Raw genomic sequence first — 16,960 nt, forward strand, 5'->3', positions numbered from 1 at the left:
CGTTTACATATTTACCTGAAGAATCTTACTAAACTAGCAGGAGTGCTCATTGAAAATTCGAAATGTTTATACTAATACTATTTTAGTATATAAAAAAAAACGTATTACTTCAATCACTCTGGGAAATGTGTAAAAAAAGAAAGAAGAGTCGACGGGGTCGACTCTTCTTCCTTTAAGGTTTATTTTTTTGTATTGATATACAATTTACCTTCTGCACGTTTTGTTGTGACATTCCCATAATCATCGGAAATCTTCACTTCAATAAGTGCTCCAGGTGCTTTTACATTTGAAGTGGCTGTATAATAACCGACGTAGTGACCTTCCGATGTTTCCATCATTGAAAGCTCATTTGCGTTTGTTACTTGTGAACGCGCATTTGTCAGTGGCATTTGGATAACAAATGTGGCATCTAAACCAGGCTCACTGTCAAATTCGATTTTAACCGATTCACCCTTCTTCAGCTCTTTATCTTCAGCAGGAAGAAGATTTTCAACAGCGATGTCACCAAATTTAGCAAAGACTGTTACTCTTTGTTTCTTTTTGTTTCCAGCTTTATCTTTTGCTACTACCTGGACGACATTTTCTCCTTCATTCAGAAGCATTCTATGACTGAACTGTCCATCACTTACAGAAGCTTTCTCGCCATTTACTTTTACCCAATCGAGGTTTTCATCGGCAATCGTTCCTTCTACGGTAATGGCTTCACGATTCGTTTTCATGCCTTCTTTCGGAGACGTGATGGCAAGCTCAGGCTTCACTTGATCAAGGGTGATGGTTACAGGCTCAGTTGTTCCTGTCATCCCTTGCTCGGTTGCTGCTTTGGCTGTAATCGAATTCTCTCCATCATGTAATGAAACATCTGCAGAGAAGGTACCATCTTCCATCGTTTCTGCTGTTGCCACTTCTTCGTCACCATTAAAGAGGTGAACCGTTGTGGTCGGGGCAGAAGTCCCTTCAACGGTAACCGAATCCTTATTTGTAAATGATCCATCTTTCGGTGATGTGATGATTGGTGCAGTCACTTCATAATTCACTGTTGCACGAATCATATAGTTCCCTTCCTCTTCTGGTGCTTGTGACCATGCACCTCCAACAAATTGCCAGCTTCTGGCTGCATAATCGCCATCTTCGTCTGTTCCAAGTCCTGGCGCATTCGGATTTGGAGCTGATTGAATGTAAACCATGTAGAAATCACCGTCTACCATAATGCCATGCTGGCTTAGATCTACATGTGTCCATTCCCCGTTACGTAAAGCAGTTCCATCAAACGGACCGGCTACTTTCTTACCTGGCGTCCCATCAGGACCAGATGCATCATAAACGGCAACTTGGAATTCTGTTCCACCTGGTACTGGCCATTCTGTATCCCAGAAGCGGAATAGCCCACCTGTAACCAACGCTGTTTCATTACCTTCTTCAAGAGACATTTTCACAGCCCAGCCATTGCCTGCATCATAGAATGCACGGGCGTTTTCTGCTGTTCCATCATCGTAACCAATTTCACCAGGATACCCGATGAAAGGCTCTAATGAAACATCGGCGTTTGTGACTTCTCCACCTTCAACCGTTACAGTCGTTTCCTTACTATAGTAGTAAGGTGCAACTACTTTAAGGGTGTACTCACCTTCATATGCCTCCAGTTCATACTCACCATTTTCATTCGTTTCTACCGGCTCCACAACTGCATCTTCAAGTAAGAAGACAGTAGCTCCCTCAACCGGTTCTCCAGAAATTTCATTTGTGACAGTTCCCGTAATATTTCCTTGAGGAATTTCTTCAAGAGTAAAATTGGCGTTAGATGTTTGATCTGCTTCAATCGTTACACTTTGTGTTTCTGATCTGAAACCATAGGTTGATGCTTGTAGCGTAAACTCACCGGCTGCATGAGTCATTTCGTACGATCCATTGGCAGGATTCGTATATACCGAACGTCCAGTTTCCAGTACACTTACTTCTGCTTGCAATGGAAGTAGCACTGGCCCGGGTACGTTTCCTTCTACCGGAGTTTCTTTGCTTACATGTTTAGCCATTTTGATATTATTCGGATTTACACTCGGTTTCTTTGAAACAGATGATGACCTCTCATCCTTCGATTTCAATCCAAGGTTCATCTTATTAGCTGGAAGAATCGATTCCCCACTTAGTTTCACATCATCTACGTACCAGCCCTGCTTTACAACACTTCCATCTGATGTAACATTGAAAGCGATGTAGATTCGCTGACCCGCATATTGACTTAGATCCACTTCCCCGTCGATCCAGCCATCCGTATTCCCATTGACACGAAGCGCTTGCGTCCACTCTTCACCATCAGTGGATACAAACACATGACCATAATCATAGTTTCTTTCAAGCTCATGCCACTGCTTAAATTGCAAGAAACTATTCCCTTCAGGCAAATCGATCGGAGGCATTTGCAGCGACATGTTGGCACTGTTGTCATAAGTACCATCCAGACTTGTTGCATATACCTTTTCTCCAGAAGTAGCTGCCCCTGGACCATTTACAGGTACACCCCACTCCCAGCTGTTTCCTGGCCCATAAGAATTCCAGCCACTTGGAGAAGACTCAAAGTCCTGCTCATATCCAATAGTGATTCCTGGAAGAAGAGTGACAGAATAAGCATCCGTTTCTACTTCATTTCCGCCAAAGTCCATTGCCACCCATTTATAAGTAACACTATCTCCTGTCAGTGCTTCTCCAGGAATGGTTGCCTCATAAGTTCCTGATGTATAGTCGCCTGCGGATCTTGTTGCTTCAACAGATTCCCAAGCACCCTCCTGATTTTGATAATGTAATGAAACATTCGTAACGCTCACATTATCACTTGCTTCAGCTTGTAGTGGCAGATTCATTCCCTCAAATGCTTCACCAGGGGCTTCATGACTGATTACTGGCGCTTCAGAGTCATCCCCTTCTTTTGAAACTTGCCCTTCTACTTTTCCAATTCCGCTCATTACGGATGAAACGGCATCGAATGCGTTAACCAATCCATGACCATATCCATTATTAGGCGTTTCAGGGAAGGCACCGTCAGTCAATGGAACAGCAGTTGACATTAAGATTTCTTCCATTTCGTCAACCGTCAAACTTGCATCTACTTGTCTCAACAATGCTGCAACTGCAGAGACATGGGGACCGGCCATTGATGTACCATTCCATCCACCTTCGTAGTTACTTCCTGGTACTGAAGATCGAATATTCACTCCCGGTGCGGATATTTCAGGTTTAACTTCCTCGTAAGGAGAAGGACCTTGTAGTGAGAAACTTCCAAGGTTGTTATCAATATCAGTGGCGCCTGTTGCAAATGACTCAGGGTAATTTGCAGGTGTAGCAATTGAACCCGGGCCACCAGGATTAAATAATGTTGTATTACCAGCAGAAAACTCAGGGAATATTTCGGCCGCTCTCCAGGCGTTCACCATATCACGGTACCACTCGTCAAGACCGGCACCGCCACCCCATGAGTTATTGACAACATCTGGAGCCATCTCCGGATGCGGGTTGCCCTCAGCATCCTTAGGAGCAAGGATCCATTCTCCCGCTTCTAATAAATCAACATCTGTTCCTCCATCAGCCGTGAATGCTTTTACAGCAATCCACTTGGCTCCCGGGGCGACGCCGATCTGATTGCTGCCGTCAGGTTCAGAACCAACCATTGTTCCTGTAACATGCGTACCGTGTCCTTGATCATCATAAGGCGCATTTTGCCCGGCTGTTGCATCAAACCAGCTAAACTCATGATCAGGGGCATCAGGATTTTGAGGGTCATATCCTCTGTATTGTTCCTGTAAAGCCGGATGATTCCATTGAACACCTGTATCAATCGATGCTACAACGGTTCCTGCTCCATCAATTCCCATATCCCAAACCGCCGGTGCACCAACCCTGTCGATATTCCATTCAATGGATGCCGGACTGTTTTGGACTTCTTTTTCTGCAACACTTGCAGTTGAACCTACAGCTTTTGCCGGTTGAATGAGTTGACGCGTTTCATTCGGTAAGATTTTCTCAACTTCAGCAAATGTTGAAATTTTATCCATTACCTCTTTTGTGGAGTTAACAGCCATTCCGTTTACAACATAGAAGTCTTTTATTTCTTTTACTGCACCGGACTTCTTCTGTTTCGTTAAGTATTCTTTCACTTCTGCTTGAGATTCAAGGGCCGTGGCACGAAGCTCGGAAACGACCATATTTCGTTTGAGTAATTTTTTGCTGTTAGCAGACAGCTTCTGCTTTTTCGCTTTTTCAGTCGCCTTCTTAGCTACAGCCTTTGTATCAAGCTGCTCCTTGAACTTCACTAAGTATGTGACATGCTTATCTTTCTTGAATTGATCATGTAGTTTTGATGTGATCTTTGATTGTGGACTTACCTTTGCGCTTTCGCTTGCTGAAGTGGATGGTTTTTCTTTAGCCAGAGCTGATTGTGAGGTATTCGCTGCCCCTGCATTGAATGGAAACAGTAATGGGACAAACATTACTAAGGTGAGTACAATGGATAACCATCTTGCCTTACGCTTTCTACCTGTCATCTAATTCCCTCCCAGTAATTTTTGATTCCTTCAGTAAACCCGACACCTCCCCGGTTCACTACTTGGTAAAAAGTAGGTATTAAACCAAAGATAACCAATTGAAGATGCAAAATGTTGTAAAATTATGTCGAATTAAATCTGAATATTCAGAAATTAATAGAAAAGTCACACTCTCCCTTATTGCAAGTATGCATTTAGTCACACAGATAATATAACTCCAGGAATATCCTGGATTACAATGCACATCTCATAGGTTAAAAGGATGTGGTACTCCAACTATTTCAGATCAAGTAAGAAATAAATGAGAGAGAAGGCATAGGAGAAATTTTTTCTTGAAGGCACTTGAAAAACGACCTATATATAGTAAATATATTTCCATTAGAATATTCTTCCAGTTATAATTTCCCTTCATTTACTGAATCCTTGGGCCTACCATTTTGTTTTTATAGACCTTTCTATCCATAAGCAGAAAAAAACAAGGACTAACCACCCAGGGTCAGTCCTTGTCACTATTAATATACAGATGTGTTTTCTTTTGATGTGTTTTCTAAGATTTCTTTCACCCGCTGCAAGAATCTACCGCATACCAATCCGTCAAGAACACGGTGATCAAGCGACATACACAGGTTCACCATATCACGAACTGCAATCATTCCGTTGTTCATGACAACCGGACGCTTCACAATCGATTCCACTTGAAGGATTGCTGCTTGAGGATAATTAATGATCCCCATCGATTGTACTGAACCAAATGACCCAGTGTTATTAACCGTAAATGTGCCTCCCTGCATATCTTGAGAAGTTAATTTACCGCTGCGGACTTTTCCGGCAAGCTCAGTAATTTCTCTTGCAATTCCTTTGATCGTCTTTTCATCTGCATTTTTGATCACAGGTACATAGAGTGCATCATCTGTGGCCACTGCAATGGAAAGATTGATGTCTTTCTTCTGAATAATCTTGTCCCCAGCCCACATAGAGTTGATTTGCGGATACTCTTTAAGAGCTTGCGCTACAGCTTTCACAAAGAATGCGAAGAATGTCAGATTAAAACCTTCACGTTGCTTAAAATCCGTTTTAAGTGAGTTTCTGTAGTCAACAAGGTTTGTAACATCCACTTCCATCATCGTCCATGCGTGAGGAGCTTCATGCTTGCTACGAACCATGTTGGATGCGATGGCTTTACGAATTCCGGAAACCGGGATTTCAATATCACCAGGTACAACTGGAACGTTCGCTGCAGATGCCGATTGCTTGGCTGGTTGTTGAACTGCTTGCTCTTTCACAGGCGCTTGCTGAGGAGCCTCGGCTTCAGCCTTAGGCGCCGGAGCCTCTCCTGCTTTTGGAATATTACCTGACTCAATGACCTTCTTTAGATCTTTACGAGTGATGCGGCCGCCATTTCCAGTGCCTTCCACTTGATTCAGATCAATGTCATGCTCTTGAGATAGCTTTAATACTGCTGGAGAATACCTTGCTTTATTCCCACTATCTTTACTTGGAGCCTTCGTTTTAGGTGCTGTTTGAGGTGTTTCATCCGCTGGCTTCTTAGGCTCTTCTTTCGGAGTTTCTTCAACAGGTGCAGAACCGCCACCTTCCACTTCAATCGAACAAATGATTTCTCCGACTTCAAGCGTGTCTCCTTCTTCAGCAATTAAATCTTTAATGGTACCCGTAAAGGATGATGGTACCTCTGCATTTACTTTATCCGTTTGAACTTCTGCAATCGGATCATATTTATTGACGGTATCACCAGGTGACACCAACCATTTACTTATTGTACCTTCTGTAACACTTTCCCCTAGCTGAGGCATTTTCATATTTTCAATACCCAATGAGGAACCCTCCTTACTGTGCGTTTAATTGGTATTTATTATGATTAAAATTCTGCAAGTTCACGCATTGCTTTTTCTACTTTGTCCGGGTTAATCATAAAGTATTTTTCCATTGTTGGTGCATATGGCATTGAAGGAACGTCAGGACCAGCAAGGCGTTTGATTGGAGCATCAAGATCAAATAAACAATTTTCAGCGATAATCGCAGAAACCTCACCCATGATGCTTCCTTCTTTATTGTCTTCTGTCACGAGCAGCACTTTACCTGTTTTAGAAGCTGCTTCAATGATCGCCTCTTTATCTAATGGATAGATCGTGCGTAAATCTAAGATGTGCGCTTCAATTCCATCTTGCGCAAGCTTTTCTGCTGCTTGAAGTGCAAAGTGAACACACAAGCCGTAAGTGATGACTGTGATGTCTTCCCCTTCACGCTTCACGTCTGCTTTTCCGATTGGAAGAGTATAATCATCCTCGGGTACTTCTCCTTTAATTAGACGGTAAGCACGTTTGTGTTCGAAGAATAATACTGGATCTTCGTCACGGATCGCCGCTTTCAGCAAGCCTTTCACATCATATGGAGTAGAAGGCATCACTATTTTCAATCCTGGCTGATTAGCGAAAACAGCTTCAACGGATTGAGAGTGATAAAGTGCTCCGTGAACTCCACCACCGTATGGAGCACGAATAACCATCGGACAGCTCCAATCATTATTCGAGCGATAACGAATTCGTGATGCTTCAGAAATGATTTGGTTCACAGCAGGCATGATAAAATCAGCGAACTGCATTTCTGCAATCGGTCTCATACCATACATGGCAGCTCCGATTCCAACTCCTGCAATAGCTGATTCTGCAAGTGGTGTATCGATGACACGGTCTTCTCCAAATTGATCATACAATCCGTGAGTCGCTTTGAATACTCCACCTTTTTTCCCTACGTCTTCTCCAAGAACGAATACTTTCTCATCACGTTCCATTTCTTCTCTAATGGCCATTGTTACGGCATCAATGTATGAAATTACTGGCATGATTGAATTCCCCCTTACTTCTCTTCTGCATAAACATACTTCATCGCTGATTCTGCTTCAGCATATGGAGCGTTTTCTGCATAATCCGTTGCTTCGTTCACGAGCTTCATAATGCGATCATTGATTTCTTTCTCAATGTCATCGTTCATAACGCCTGTCTCTTTCAGGTAAGCACCAAACGTGATGATTGGATCGTTTGTTTTCGCTTTTGCCACTTCGTCGGGAGATCGATAGCTTCGATCGTCATCATCAGAAGAGTGAGGAGTTAAACGATAAGAAACTGTTTCAACAAGGGTTGGACCTTCACCACGACGGCCACGATCCGCTGCTTCTTTGACCGCTTTATAAACTTCGATTGGGTCATTTCCATCAACCGTGATTCCAGGCATTCCATATCCAATGGCACGATCGGACACTTTCTCACAAGCTAATTGTTTTTCAATCGGAACCGAAATCGCATATTTATTGTTTTCACACATAAATATCACAGGAAGTTTATGTACACCTGCAAAGTTTGCACCTTCGTGGAAATCTCCCTGGTTGGAAGACCCTTCGCCGAACGTCACAAACGTCACAACATCCTTCTTCTCCATTTTGCCGGCAAGAGCGATACCAACGGCATGTGGCACTTGCGTGGTTACAGGAGATGAACCGGTTACGATATTATTTTTCTTTTGACCAAAGTGACCAGGCATTTGACGTCCACCTGAGTTTGGATCTTCTGCTTTTGCAAAACCTGATAGCATTAACTCCTGAGCCGTCATCCCGAATGTTAATACAACACCCATGTCACGGTAGTACGGAAGAACATAATCCTTTTCACGGTCTAAAGCAAATGCAGCACCAACTTGAGCTGCTTCTTGACCTTGACATGAAATAACAAATGGGATTTTACCCGAACGGTTCAGTAACCACATGCGCTCATCAATTTTTCTGGCAAGCAGCATGGTTTCATACATTTCTAATACTTTCTCATTGGAAAGTCCTAACTCTTCATGACGATTCTCTGCCATTTTGTTTACCTCCTACACAATCTAATGGTTGGAAAGGTAGAGAGGCTCTCTACCTTTCCTATTGAAATTATTTGTCTACTTGTCCCTCGAGGTCACAATGGATAAATCCCATAAGGCAAGGTACGCCTTTTGGGATTTCCCCATTGTGCTTGTCGGGACAAAACAGTCGGCTCCGCTTTTCTATGAGTGAATTGCCTTTCCATCTACAGCAAGCGCTGCTTCTCCGATCGCTTCTGATAGCGATGGGTGCGGGTGGATTGTGTGCGCGATTTCCCATGGGGTTGCGTCCAATACTTTAGCAAGTCCCGCTTCTGAAATCATGTCCGTTACATGCGGACCAATCATGTGCACGCCCAGAATGTCATCGGTATCTTTGTTTGCAATGATCTTGACGAACCCATCTGATTCACCATAAACAAGGGCTTTTCCGATTGCTCTGAAACTGAATTTTCCTGTCTTCAGGTTATATCCCTTTTCTTTCGCTTCCTGCTCCGTGATCCCTACGCTTGCAATTTCAGGATTACTGTAGATGCATTTTGAAATTAGGGAATAGTCAATGGGATGAGGCTTCTCATTCGCCATATGTTCCACTGCTGTGATTCCTTCGTGAGATGCAACATGAGCTAATTGAAGTCCCCCGATGACATCACCGATCGCGTAAATATGAGATTCCTTCGTTTGGAAGAATTCATTCACTTCAAGAAAGCCTTTTTCCACTTTAATATCTGTGTTCTCTAAGCCAATGCCTTCAACGTTCGCTTGTCTACCTACAGATACAAGGATCTTCTCTGCTGTAAAGGATTTTTCTTCTCCTTTATGCTCAGCTTTAATGGTTATCTCTCCGTCCCCTTTTTCTAAGGATTCAGGAAGCACCTTTGCACTTGTCACGATTTTAACGCCTTTTTTCTTCATCAAGCGCTGCATTTCTTTAGAAATTTCATGGTCTTCGGTTGGTACGATTTTATCAGCGTATTCCACAACGGTTACCTCAACATCAAAGTCAGAAAGCATGGAAGCCCACTCAATACCGATGACCCCTCCTCCAACGATGATGATCGATTTTGGAAGAGCTTCAAGTGAAAGCGCTTCATCTGAGGATAGTACGTATTCTCCATCAATATCAAGTCCCGGTAATGAACGAGGTCTGGAACCCGTTGCAACGATCACATTCTTAGGGATCAACATTGCATTATCTTCCCCGTTGTTCATTTCAACCGAAATCGTTCCAGGCATCGGGGAGAAAATAGAAGGTCCTAAAATACGTCCAAGTCCTTCAAAGACATCGATCTTTCCTTGTTTCATCAAGTGTTGAACTCCTTTGTGAAGCTGTTCAACGATCCCGTCTTTTCTAGATTGTACTTTTGTGAAATCTAACTCTACTCCATCGATTTTCACACCAAAGTCTTCACTGTGTTTAGCTGTAGCATATACTTCAGCACTGCGAAGAAGAGCTTTACTAGGTATACATCCTTTGTGTAAGCATGTCCCCCCCAGTTTTCCCTTTTCAACGATTGCTGTTTTTAATCCAAGTTGAGAAGCACGAATGGCGGCTACATAGCCACCTGTGCCTCCCCCTAGAATGACTAAATCATATTCTTCTGCCAATCTTGAGTCCTCCTTGCTCTTATACTCTTGCTTCTTCTTTTACATTCCCAGGGTACACCTTATAGTCTTCTTCACTTCGTAAGACCCTCAATGCCCCTTCCGCAAGAGCTTGCAGTTCATTTTCTCCTGGTTGAATCACGACATCTGCTATCCAATTGATTCGATTGCTTATCGCTTTTACAAACTCTTTACCGTAAGCAAGACCACCAGTTAACACAATGGCGTCTACTTTACCATTTAAGACCGTACTTGCTGAGCCTATCTCTTTCGCAATTTGATACGCCATCGCATCGTACACGGCTTTGGCATTTTCATCGCCATTTTCGATCATCTTCTCTACTTTTACCGCATCGTTTGTTCCAAGATAACCGACTAAGCCACCTTGACCAACTAGTTTCTTCATGATTTCATCACGGTAATAATCACCTGAGAAGCATAGGTCAACTAAATCGCCCGCTGGAACAGTACCTGCTCTTTCAGGACTGAAGGGGCCATCACCATGTAAACCATTATTCACATCCACCACTTTTCCATTACGGTGGGCACCGACGGTAATTCCACCACCCATATGAGTGATGATCAGATTTAGGTCCTCATATTTCTTTCCGAGTTCCTTTGCGACTCTTCTTGCTACCGCTTTCTGATTTAACGCATGGAAAATACTCTTTCTTTCAATGAGTGAAAATCCTGAAACACGCGCAAGTGATTGTAGCTCGTCGACTACAACAGGGTCGACAATATAAGACGGAATGTTTAATCCAGAAGCAATTTCAAATGCTAAAATTCCACCAAGGTTTGAAGCATGCTGACCTGAGAATCCTTCTTTAAGATCCTTCAGCATTTCATCATTCACTAAGTAAGTGCCGCCTTCTATCGGTCTAAGAAGGCCCCCGCGGCCACAAACAGCACTTAGTTTTGAAATGTTGATCCCTTCTTCATCCAACGTTTGAAGAATGGTATCCTTTCTGAATTCATACTGATCAATTATAGTTGGAAATTCATTAATCTTTTCAGTATCATGACGAATCGTCTTTTCAAAGATAGATCGATCATCATCGAAAACACCAATTTTGGTTGATGTCGATCCAGGGTTAATGACTAATATTCGATGTTTGTTCTCTTGCACTGTTGTTACCTCCATTTGGGTAGCTTTTATTGTAATGTTTGTACGTAGAATTTTTCCCCTATGATAGATAACCCCTTAATCTTTTCGATGTTCGCATTAACAGGGAAGAAACGCTCTACTCTTGTTAGAAGTAAAGCGTTTTTTCTTCTAATTATCCACGTCTGCTTAAAATATGTTGACCGTTTTGTAAGAACTGGCTTCTTGAACGACGCATTTTCTCGATTCTTTCTTCTGCCATACGATCAGCAGCTACGTAAGTTGGAACATTATCACGTTTAGCGATTTCAATAACTCGCTCAACGTTGTTGTACACTTGTTCCACTTTTTTCATCGCTCTTTCACTATTGTAGCCGTATAATTCATCCGCCACGTTGATGACTCCACCTGCATTGATGACATAGTCAGGTGCATAAACGATACCCATTTCATGAATCGCATCACCATGACGAGTTTCTTTTAATTGGTTATTCGCAGCCCCTGCAATGACTTTTGCTTTCAGCTGTGGAATGGTTTCGTCGTTGATGATCGCTCCTAATGCACATGGTGCAAAGATGTCACAGTCAACTCCATAAATTTCGTTGATATCAACAGCTTTTGCTCCAAATTCATCTACAGCACGTTGAACAGCTTCTTTATTGATATCTGTTACAATCAAATTTGCTCCTTCTTCGTGAAGATGGCGACACATATTATATGCAACATTACCGATTCCTTGAACGGCGATTGTTTTTCCTTCTAGTGAATCTGTACCAAAGGCTTCTTTCGCTGCAGCTTTAATTCCACGGTATACTCCATAAGCCGTAACAGGAGATGGGTTACCAGAAGAACCAAAGGCTGGCGAAATACCTGTAACATAATCTGTTTCTTCATGAATCAAGTCCATATCAGCAACTGTAGTACCAACATCTTCTGCAGTAATATAACGACCGTTTAATCCTTGGATGTAGCGACCAAACGCACGGAACATTTCTTCATTCTTATCTTTGCGAGGGTCACCGATGATAACCGTTTTCCCTCCACCTAAGTTAAGTCCGGCAGCTGCATTCTTGTACGTCATACCTTTTGCAAGACGCAGAGCATCTTCAATCGCTGCTTCTTCAGATTCGTATGTCCACATACGAGTTCCTCCAAGTGCAGGTCCAAGAGTAGTATCATGAATCGCGATGATCGCTTTCAACCCTGATGCTTCATCTTGACAGAATACCAATTGCTCATAATCATATTGTTCCATATAGCTGAAAATTTTCATTTTTATTTCCCCCTAAAGTCTAATTATGTTTGATGTTATTTATTATTTATTTGAAGCAGAGCATATAGCCAGTGCCAATGAATATAATTTGCTTTCGGCACTGTCTGCTCTGGATGTTAACACGATTGGTGCTTTTGCTCCCGCAATCACAGCCCCTACTTTTGCTTTCGCAAAATAGATCAGGGACTTGTAAAGAGCATTACCCGTTTCGATATTCGGGACAAGCAGGATATCTGCTTGTCCTGCGACTTCACTTTCAATCCCTTTATGTTCAGCAGCATGATGAGAAACTGCATTGTCAAGGGCTAAAGGTCCATCGACGGCACAATTACGAATCTGACCTCTTTGATTCATCATCGTAAGGGAAGCGGCATCCAATGTTGCTTGCATGGCCGGATTCACTACTTCAACCGCGGCTATCGGGGCAACTTTCGGATGGTTAACACCGATTGATTGGGCAATCTCAACGGCATTTTCAATAATTTGCGCTTTTTGCTGCAAATCAGGCTCAATGTTCATAGCTGCATCCGTAATAAATGTCAATCTATCGAACCCAGCGACCTCAAAAGCTGCAACATGTGATAAAACATTTCCTGTACGTAGTCCCCACTCTTTATTTAATACTGCCTTTAAAATGACAGCAGTAGGAACATTCCCTTTCATTAATGCACTTGCTTCATTTTCCTTTACAGCCTTCACAGCAAGTTCCGCTGCTTTCTGTGGAGAAAAAGCATGCTTGATTTTAATGTTACCGTGTGATCGAAGCTGTGGCGCGACCTCTTCTAAAAGAGAGAGAACTTCTTCTTTATCACCAAACAATAAAAATTTGGCCATATTTTTTTCAACTGCCATTGCGACAGCCCCAAGGACTTCTTTATCTTCTGCAGCTGCAACTGCTACAGTGGAGTTTTCTATCTGGGTTGCTTTTTCCACCAAAGATTGTAGATTCATGTATGTCGTTTCAACCCCTTTTTTCTGTTATTATGTTCCCATTAAACTATATGCAAGAACCGTGCCAACAATTAAAGTGTTGAAAACGCTTCATTTCCTACATATTAACCCTGCAAATTATTTCACACCACGCAAATTATTTCATGCTAGTTATTTCAATGTTATATTTTTCAATTTTGTAATACAAATTTCGCACTGAAACACTTAATGCTTTGGCTGCTGCCGTTTTGTTACCATTATTCTGCTCTAAAACCTTCTGAATTATATTTTTTTCATATTGTTCTACTTGTGTGGCCAAATCTTTGATGGTTCCTGATGGATCAGCGGCCACCTCTTTAAGATGGCTCTTTGATGTATTCTCCAGCTGAGGTAAATGCTTGCTAGCAATCTTTACTTCGTTGTAATTCATAAAGATAATCGCTCTTCCCAATACATTCTCAAGCTCTCTAACATTCCCCGGCCAATGGTAATTCATTAACTTGTTCATCGCTTCCTCTGTAACCCCTTCAACATTTCTACCGTAATCTTGGTTGATCTTAGTTATCAGGGTTTCAGAAATAAGCGGAATATCTGATTTACGATGTCGCAGAGGAGGTATTTGAATGGGCATTCGGTTAAGCCGGTAGTAAAGATCCTCTCTGAAAGAACCGTCGGCAATTCCTTTTTCCAAATTCACATTCGTCGCCGCAATGACCCGTACGTTAATCTGGATGGATTTGGTCCCCCCGACCCTAACAATTTCGTTCTCCTGTAAGACCCTCAGTAACTTCGCTTGAGTGTTGGCGCTTAACTCTCCAATTTCATCCAGGAATATACTGCCATTGTTGGCTTCTTCAAATAATCCTCGTTTACCTCCTCGCTTTGCTCCAGAAAAGGCTCCTTCTTCATATCCAAATAATTCACTTTCCAATAGGTTCTCTGATAATGCAGCACAATTGACCCGCAGGAATTTGTTAAACTTTCGATCACTCGCATTATGTATCGCGTGTGCAAATAATTCTTTTCCCGTACCGGATTCACCCCGAAGAAGAACAGTCGCAGGCGTTTTCGCCCCTAATTTAGCTTGTTCTACGGCAATCATCATTTCCTCTGAGTCCCCAATGATGTCTTCAAACATATACTTTGCTTCAAGGGTCCGAATGATTCTTCTCGCACGATCTAACTCCTGGGTGAGTGACTGAATCTCAGACATATCATGGATGACACCGACACTCCCCTTGAGCTTATTGTTCACTATGATAGGAGCTACATTAACGATCACTTCTTTACGTTTCGGACCAACCCGCATTCTTGTTCCCCTGATGGCTCTTCGTGTTTGCAGGACTTTCAAGTGAATACTCTCTCCTTCAGAAATATCTGCAGTTGCCGGTTTTCCGATTACTTCTTCTTGGGTGAGTCCTGTGATTCGTGTGTAGGCAGGGTTTATTAATATCCCTTTCCCCTCTTCGTCGACTACAGAAATTGCATCATCGCTGGAATGAATGATAGCTTCAAGCATGGTCTGGATTTCTTTGAGGTTCGTTATTTCCTCTGCAAGATTCACGACCTCCGTGATGTCTTTAAACACAGAAAATGCTCCGATGATTTCATCATTGTCGGTAATCATCGGAATACGGTTGGAAATGATCTTCAGTCCATTGTCTAACACCACTTCTTGATTGATTTCAGTACGCCGTGTTTCCATCGTGGTGGTTAATTTACTCTCAGGAATCACATCAGAGATATGCATCCCGATAACGTCTTTCTGATCCTTCCCAATCATCCGCTCTGCGCTTTTATTGTAGAGCATCACATTTCCTTTATCATCTATCCCCACCATACCATCATCTGTCGAGTTAAAAATAAGATCTCTTTTAAACGACTCACTGGTTAATTGATGGATGAGATCTTCCTTTTCTTCCAAAAGCTTTGAGATAAGAAAGGCAACACTGCCTGGAATAATGACTGTATTCTTCCCTCGCTTATCTCTTATATTTTCAAACACTTTTTGTTCACCGGTCACTTCAATGACGATATCAACAGTATCATTCAGGAATTGTCGCCAATCAGTACCAACTGGTATCCCCAGCTCTTTAGCCAACAAACTACCTGAAGCGTTTTCATTTAGGTCTACAACCGCAATCACTTTCATGACAGAAGCTTCGTGGAGGATTTTTAATATTGCTGTTCCACCTTTACCCCCACCGACAATTAGTACCTCTTGCAACATTTTTCACCTCGACTATCAATACCTGCAATTTTTTTCACAAACATAATGTTACACTACTTTTCTAAACTTGACAATTTTCTAGTTGGAGTTAGAATTTTAGTATGGAAATGAAAAAGGAGTTATGCACCTCATGGTCCGACTAATTGCCCTTATTATAATGTTGATTCCTGGCGCACTTGCAGCACTGGGGATTAAATTGATGAGAGATATGTTATTTGGTATTCTGCAGTCCCCCATTCCTTATTTATGGCTGCAATTCGTTATCGGGTTGGCATTCTTTATCTGCGGTCTCGGTTTTATTGCGGGATTTGTTCTGCACCGTGATCGAAAGCGGAATAAAGTACAATCCCGATTCACGAAAAAAAGCTAGCGTAATTTCTACGCTAGCTTTTTTTATGGTTTCTTAACTTCATTGCTCTATCAGGAAAGTCCGTCACAATCCCTGAACAGTCAATACTCAGAAGTCTTTCCATCTGGTCTATCTTATTTACCGTATAGGGTCTGACAACTATCCCGTTTTTCATGGCTTCTACAATGATCTCATCGGGGGCAGCCTTTAAATTGGGGTGTATCGCTTTCGCCCTGATGGATTGCGCATAAATCCAGGGCATATATAAACCCGATGAGTACAACGGAGCAATTTCAACTGCTGGCTCCAATCGATAGCAGGCCACGATCGAATAGTGATTAAATGAAGAAATGATGATTCGATCCTCAAACCTAAACTCCCTAATCAATCCGATCACTTTTTCTTCCAAGCCCTGATAGTCCATAATGCTGTTTTTCAACTCAATATTACAAAGCATATCATTGCCCTTTAACCACTGAAATACCTCCCTCAATGAAGGCACACGATTTTTTTTAAACAACTTACTTTTAAATTTAAAATTCGCCTGCAGCTTTTGAATTTCCTTAAGCGTATAGTCTTTGACAAACCCTTTCCCATTAGTTGTGCGATCAACCGTTTCATCATGAATCACGACGATTTCTCCATCTTTTGTTAGCTGAACATCTAATTCAATACCGTCTGCCCCTACTCTTTCAGCTTCATAAAATGCGTCCATTGTATTTTCCGGGTGAGTCCCGGCTGAGCCACGGTGTGCAAAGATTAGCGTCATGAGTGCACTCCCTTTTCTTAAGTTAATCTATTCCTGTATGTACATTCTTTAGCGATCCTTATGAATGTTTGTCTACTCATATTATATACTTATTTTAAATCTCCTCAAAGGATGAAACCTTTTCAAAAAAATCCTGAGAAACTCAGGATTTTTTTGTTTCAATGGTAAGGCTGACAACTATTAAAACCAGGAGCATCTTCTTCTGCGGCGACGGTCTTCAATACCTCTTATATCGTCTCTGTCACAACGGCGTACAGCTCTGCAGAAATCCTCTCCTCTAATAAAGGCTCTTACAGG

Annotated in this window: 11 protein-coding genes; 1 reads left to right on the forward strand and 10 read right to left on the reverse strand. The window is 42.2% G+C overall.

Features of this window, described 5'->3' with window-relative positions; all coding sequences use genetic code 11:
* Positions 1 to 179: 179 nt before the first annotated feature.
* The 9 genes from AC6CIB_RS19935 to AC6CIB_RS19975 form a co-directional block, all read right to left on the reverse strand.
* The gene (locus AC6CIB_RS19935; RefSeq protein WP_498283658.1) at positions 180 to 4,532 is read right to left on the reverse strand and encodes a S8 family serine peptidase; all 4,353 of its coding nucleotides are present in this window, start codon (positions 4,530 to 4,532) and stop codon (positions 180 to 182) included.
* 512 nt (positions 4,533 to 5,044) lie between these two features.
* Complete coding sequence (locus AC6CIB_RS19940; protein WP_498283660.1) at positions 5,045 to 6,364, reverse strand: dihydrolipoamide acetyltransferase family protein; 1,320 nt, start codon at positions 6,362 to 6,364, stop codon at positions 5,045 to 5,047.
* 44 nt (positions 6,365 to 6,408) lie between these two features.
* Positions 6,409 to 7,392: an alpha-ketoacid dehydrogenase subunit beta gene (locus AC6CIB_RS19945; protein WP_498283662.1), complete on the reverse strand. Its 984-nt coding sequence runs from the start codon at positions 7,390 to 7,392 to the stop codon at positions 6,409 to 6,411.
* A 14-nt stretch (positions 7,393 to 7,406) separates the two neighbouring features.
* Positions 7,407 to 8,405, reverse strand: a complete 999-nt coding sequence (locus AC6CIB_RS19950; RefSeq protein WP_148969568.1) for a thiamine pyrophosphate-dependent dehydrogenase E1 component subunit alpha — start codon at positions 8,403 to 8,405, stop codon at positions 7,407 to 7,409.
* Positions 8,406 to 8,585: 180 nt separating this feature from the next.
* Positions 8,586 to 10,010, reverse strand: coding sequence for a dihydrolipoyl dehydrogenase (gene lpdA / locus AC6CIB_RS19955; RefSeq protein ID WP_498283664.1), 1,425 nt, complete (start codon positions 10,008 to 10,010; stop codon positions 8,586 to 8,588).
* A 19-nt stretch (positions 10,011 to 10,029) separates the two neighbouring features.
* Entirely contained in the window at positions 10,030 to 11,151 is a 1,122-nt protein-coding gene (gene buk, locus AC6CIB_RS19960; protein WP_498283666.1) for a butyrate kinase, read from the reverse strand.
* Positions 11,152 to 11,287: 136 nt separating this feature from the next.
* Entirely contained in the window at positions 11,288 to 12,385 is a 1,098-nt protein-coding gene (gene bcd / locus AC6CIB_RS19965; RefSeq protein ID WP_148969571.1) for a branched-chain amino acid dehydrogenase, read from the reverse strand.
* A 42-nt stretch (positions 12,386 to 12,427) separates the two neighbouring features.
* Entirely contained in the window at positions 12,428 to 13,336 is a 909-nt protein-coding gene (gene yqiS, locus AC6CIB_RS19970; protein WP_498283668.1) for a phosphate butyryltransferase, read from the reverse strand.
* 136 nt (positions 13,337 to 13,472) lie between these two features.
* On the reverse strand, positions 13,473 to 15,542 hold the full coding sequence (locus tag AC6CIB_RS19975; protein ID WP_498283670.1) for a sigma 54-interacting transcriptional regulator: 2,070 nt from the start codon (positions 15,540 to 15,542) through the stop codon (positions 13,473 to 13,475).
* A 133-nt stretch (positions 15,543 to 15,675) separates the two neighbouring features.
* Between AC6CIB_RS19975 and AC6CIB_RS19980 the strand changes: the two genes are divergently transcribed.
* The gene (locus AC6CIB_RS19980; RefSeq protein ID WP_149157731.1) at positions 15,676 to 15,915 is read left to right on the forward strand and encodes a DUF2627 domain-containing protein; all 240 of its coding nucleotides are present in this window, start codon (positions 15,676 to 15,678) and stop codon (positions 15,913 to 15,915) included.
* Between the two features lie 13 nt (positions 15,916 to 15,928).
* Here AC6CIB_RS19980 and AC6CIB_RS19985 read toward each other — a convergent pair whose 3' ends face one another.
* Positions 15,929 to 16,663, reverse strand: a complete 735-nt coding sequence (locus tag AC6CIB_RS19985) for a glycerophosphodiester phosphodiesterase (RefSeq protein ID WP_498283672.1) — start codon at positions 16,661 to 16,663, stop codon at positions 15,929 to 15,931.
* Between the last annotated feature and the right edge of the window lie 297 nt (positions 16,664 to 16,960).

This window comes from Rossellomorea sp. GQ25 (assembly GCF_059758515.1).

What these genes read in the sequence shown, in the direction of transcription:
- AC6CIB_RS19935 (WP_498283658.1), bottom strand. Translation starts at nt 4,532, where the DNA reads ATGACAGGTAGAAAGCGTAAGGCAAGATGGTTATCCATTGTACTCACC.
- AC6CIB_RS19945 (WP_498283662.1), bottom strand. Translation starts at nt 7,392, where the DNA reads ATGCCAGTAATTTCATACATTGATGCCGTAACAATGGCCATTAGAGAA.
- AC6CIB_RS19950 (WP_148969568.1), bottom strand. Translation starts at nt 8,405, where the DNA reads ATGGCAGAGAATCGTCATGAAGAGTTAGGACTTTCCAATGAGAAAGTA.
- buk (WP_498283666.1), bottom strand. Translation starts at nt 11,151, where the DNA reads ATGGAGGTAACAACAGTGCAAGAGAACAAACATCGAATATTAGTCATT.
- bcd (WP_148969571.1), bottom strand. Translation starts at nt 12,385, where the DNA reads ATGAAAATTTTCAGCTATATGGAACAATATGATTATGAGCAATTGGTA.
- yqiS (WP_498283668.1), bottom strand. Translation starts at nt 13,336, where the DNA reads ATGAATCTACAATCTTTGGTGGAAAAAGCAACCCAGATAGAAAACTCC.
- AC6CIB_RS19980 (WP_149157731.1), top strand. Translation starts at nt 15,676, where the DNA reads ATGGTCCGACTAATTGCCCTTATTATAATGTTGATTCCTGGCGCACTT.
- AC6CIB_RS19985 (WP_498283672.1), bottom strand. Translation starts at nt 16,663, where the DNA reads ATGACGCTAATCTTTGCACACCGTGGCTCAGCCGGGACTCACCCGGAA.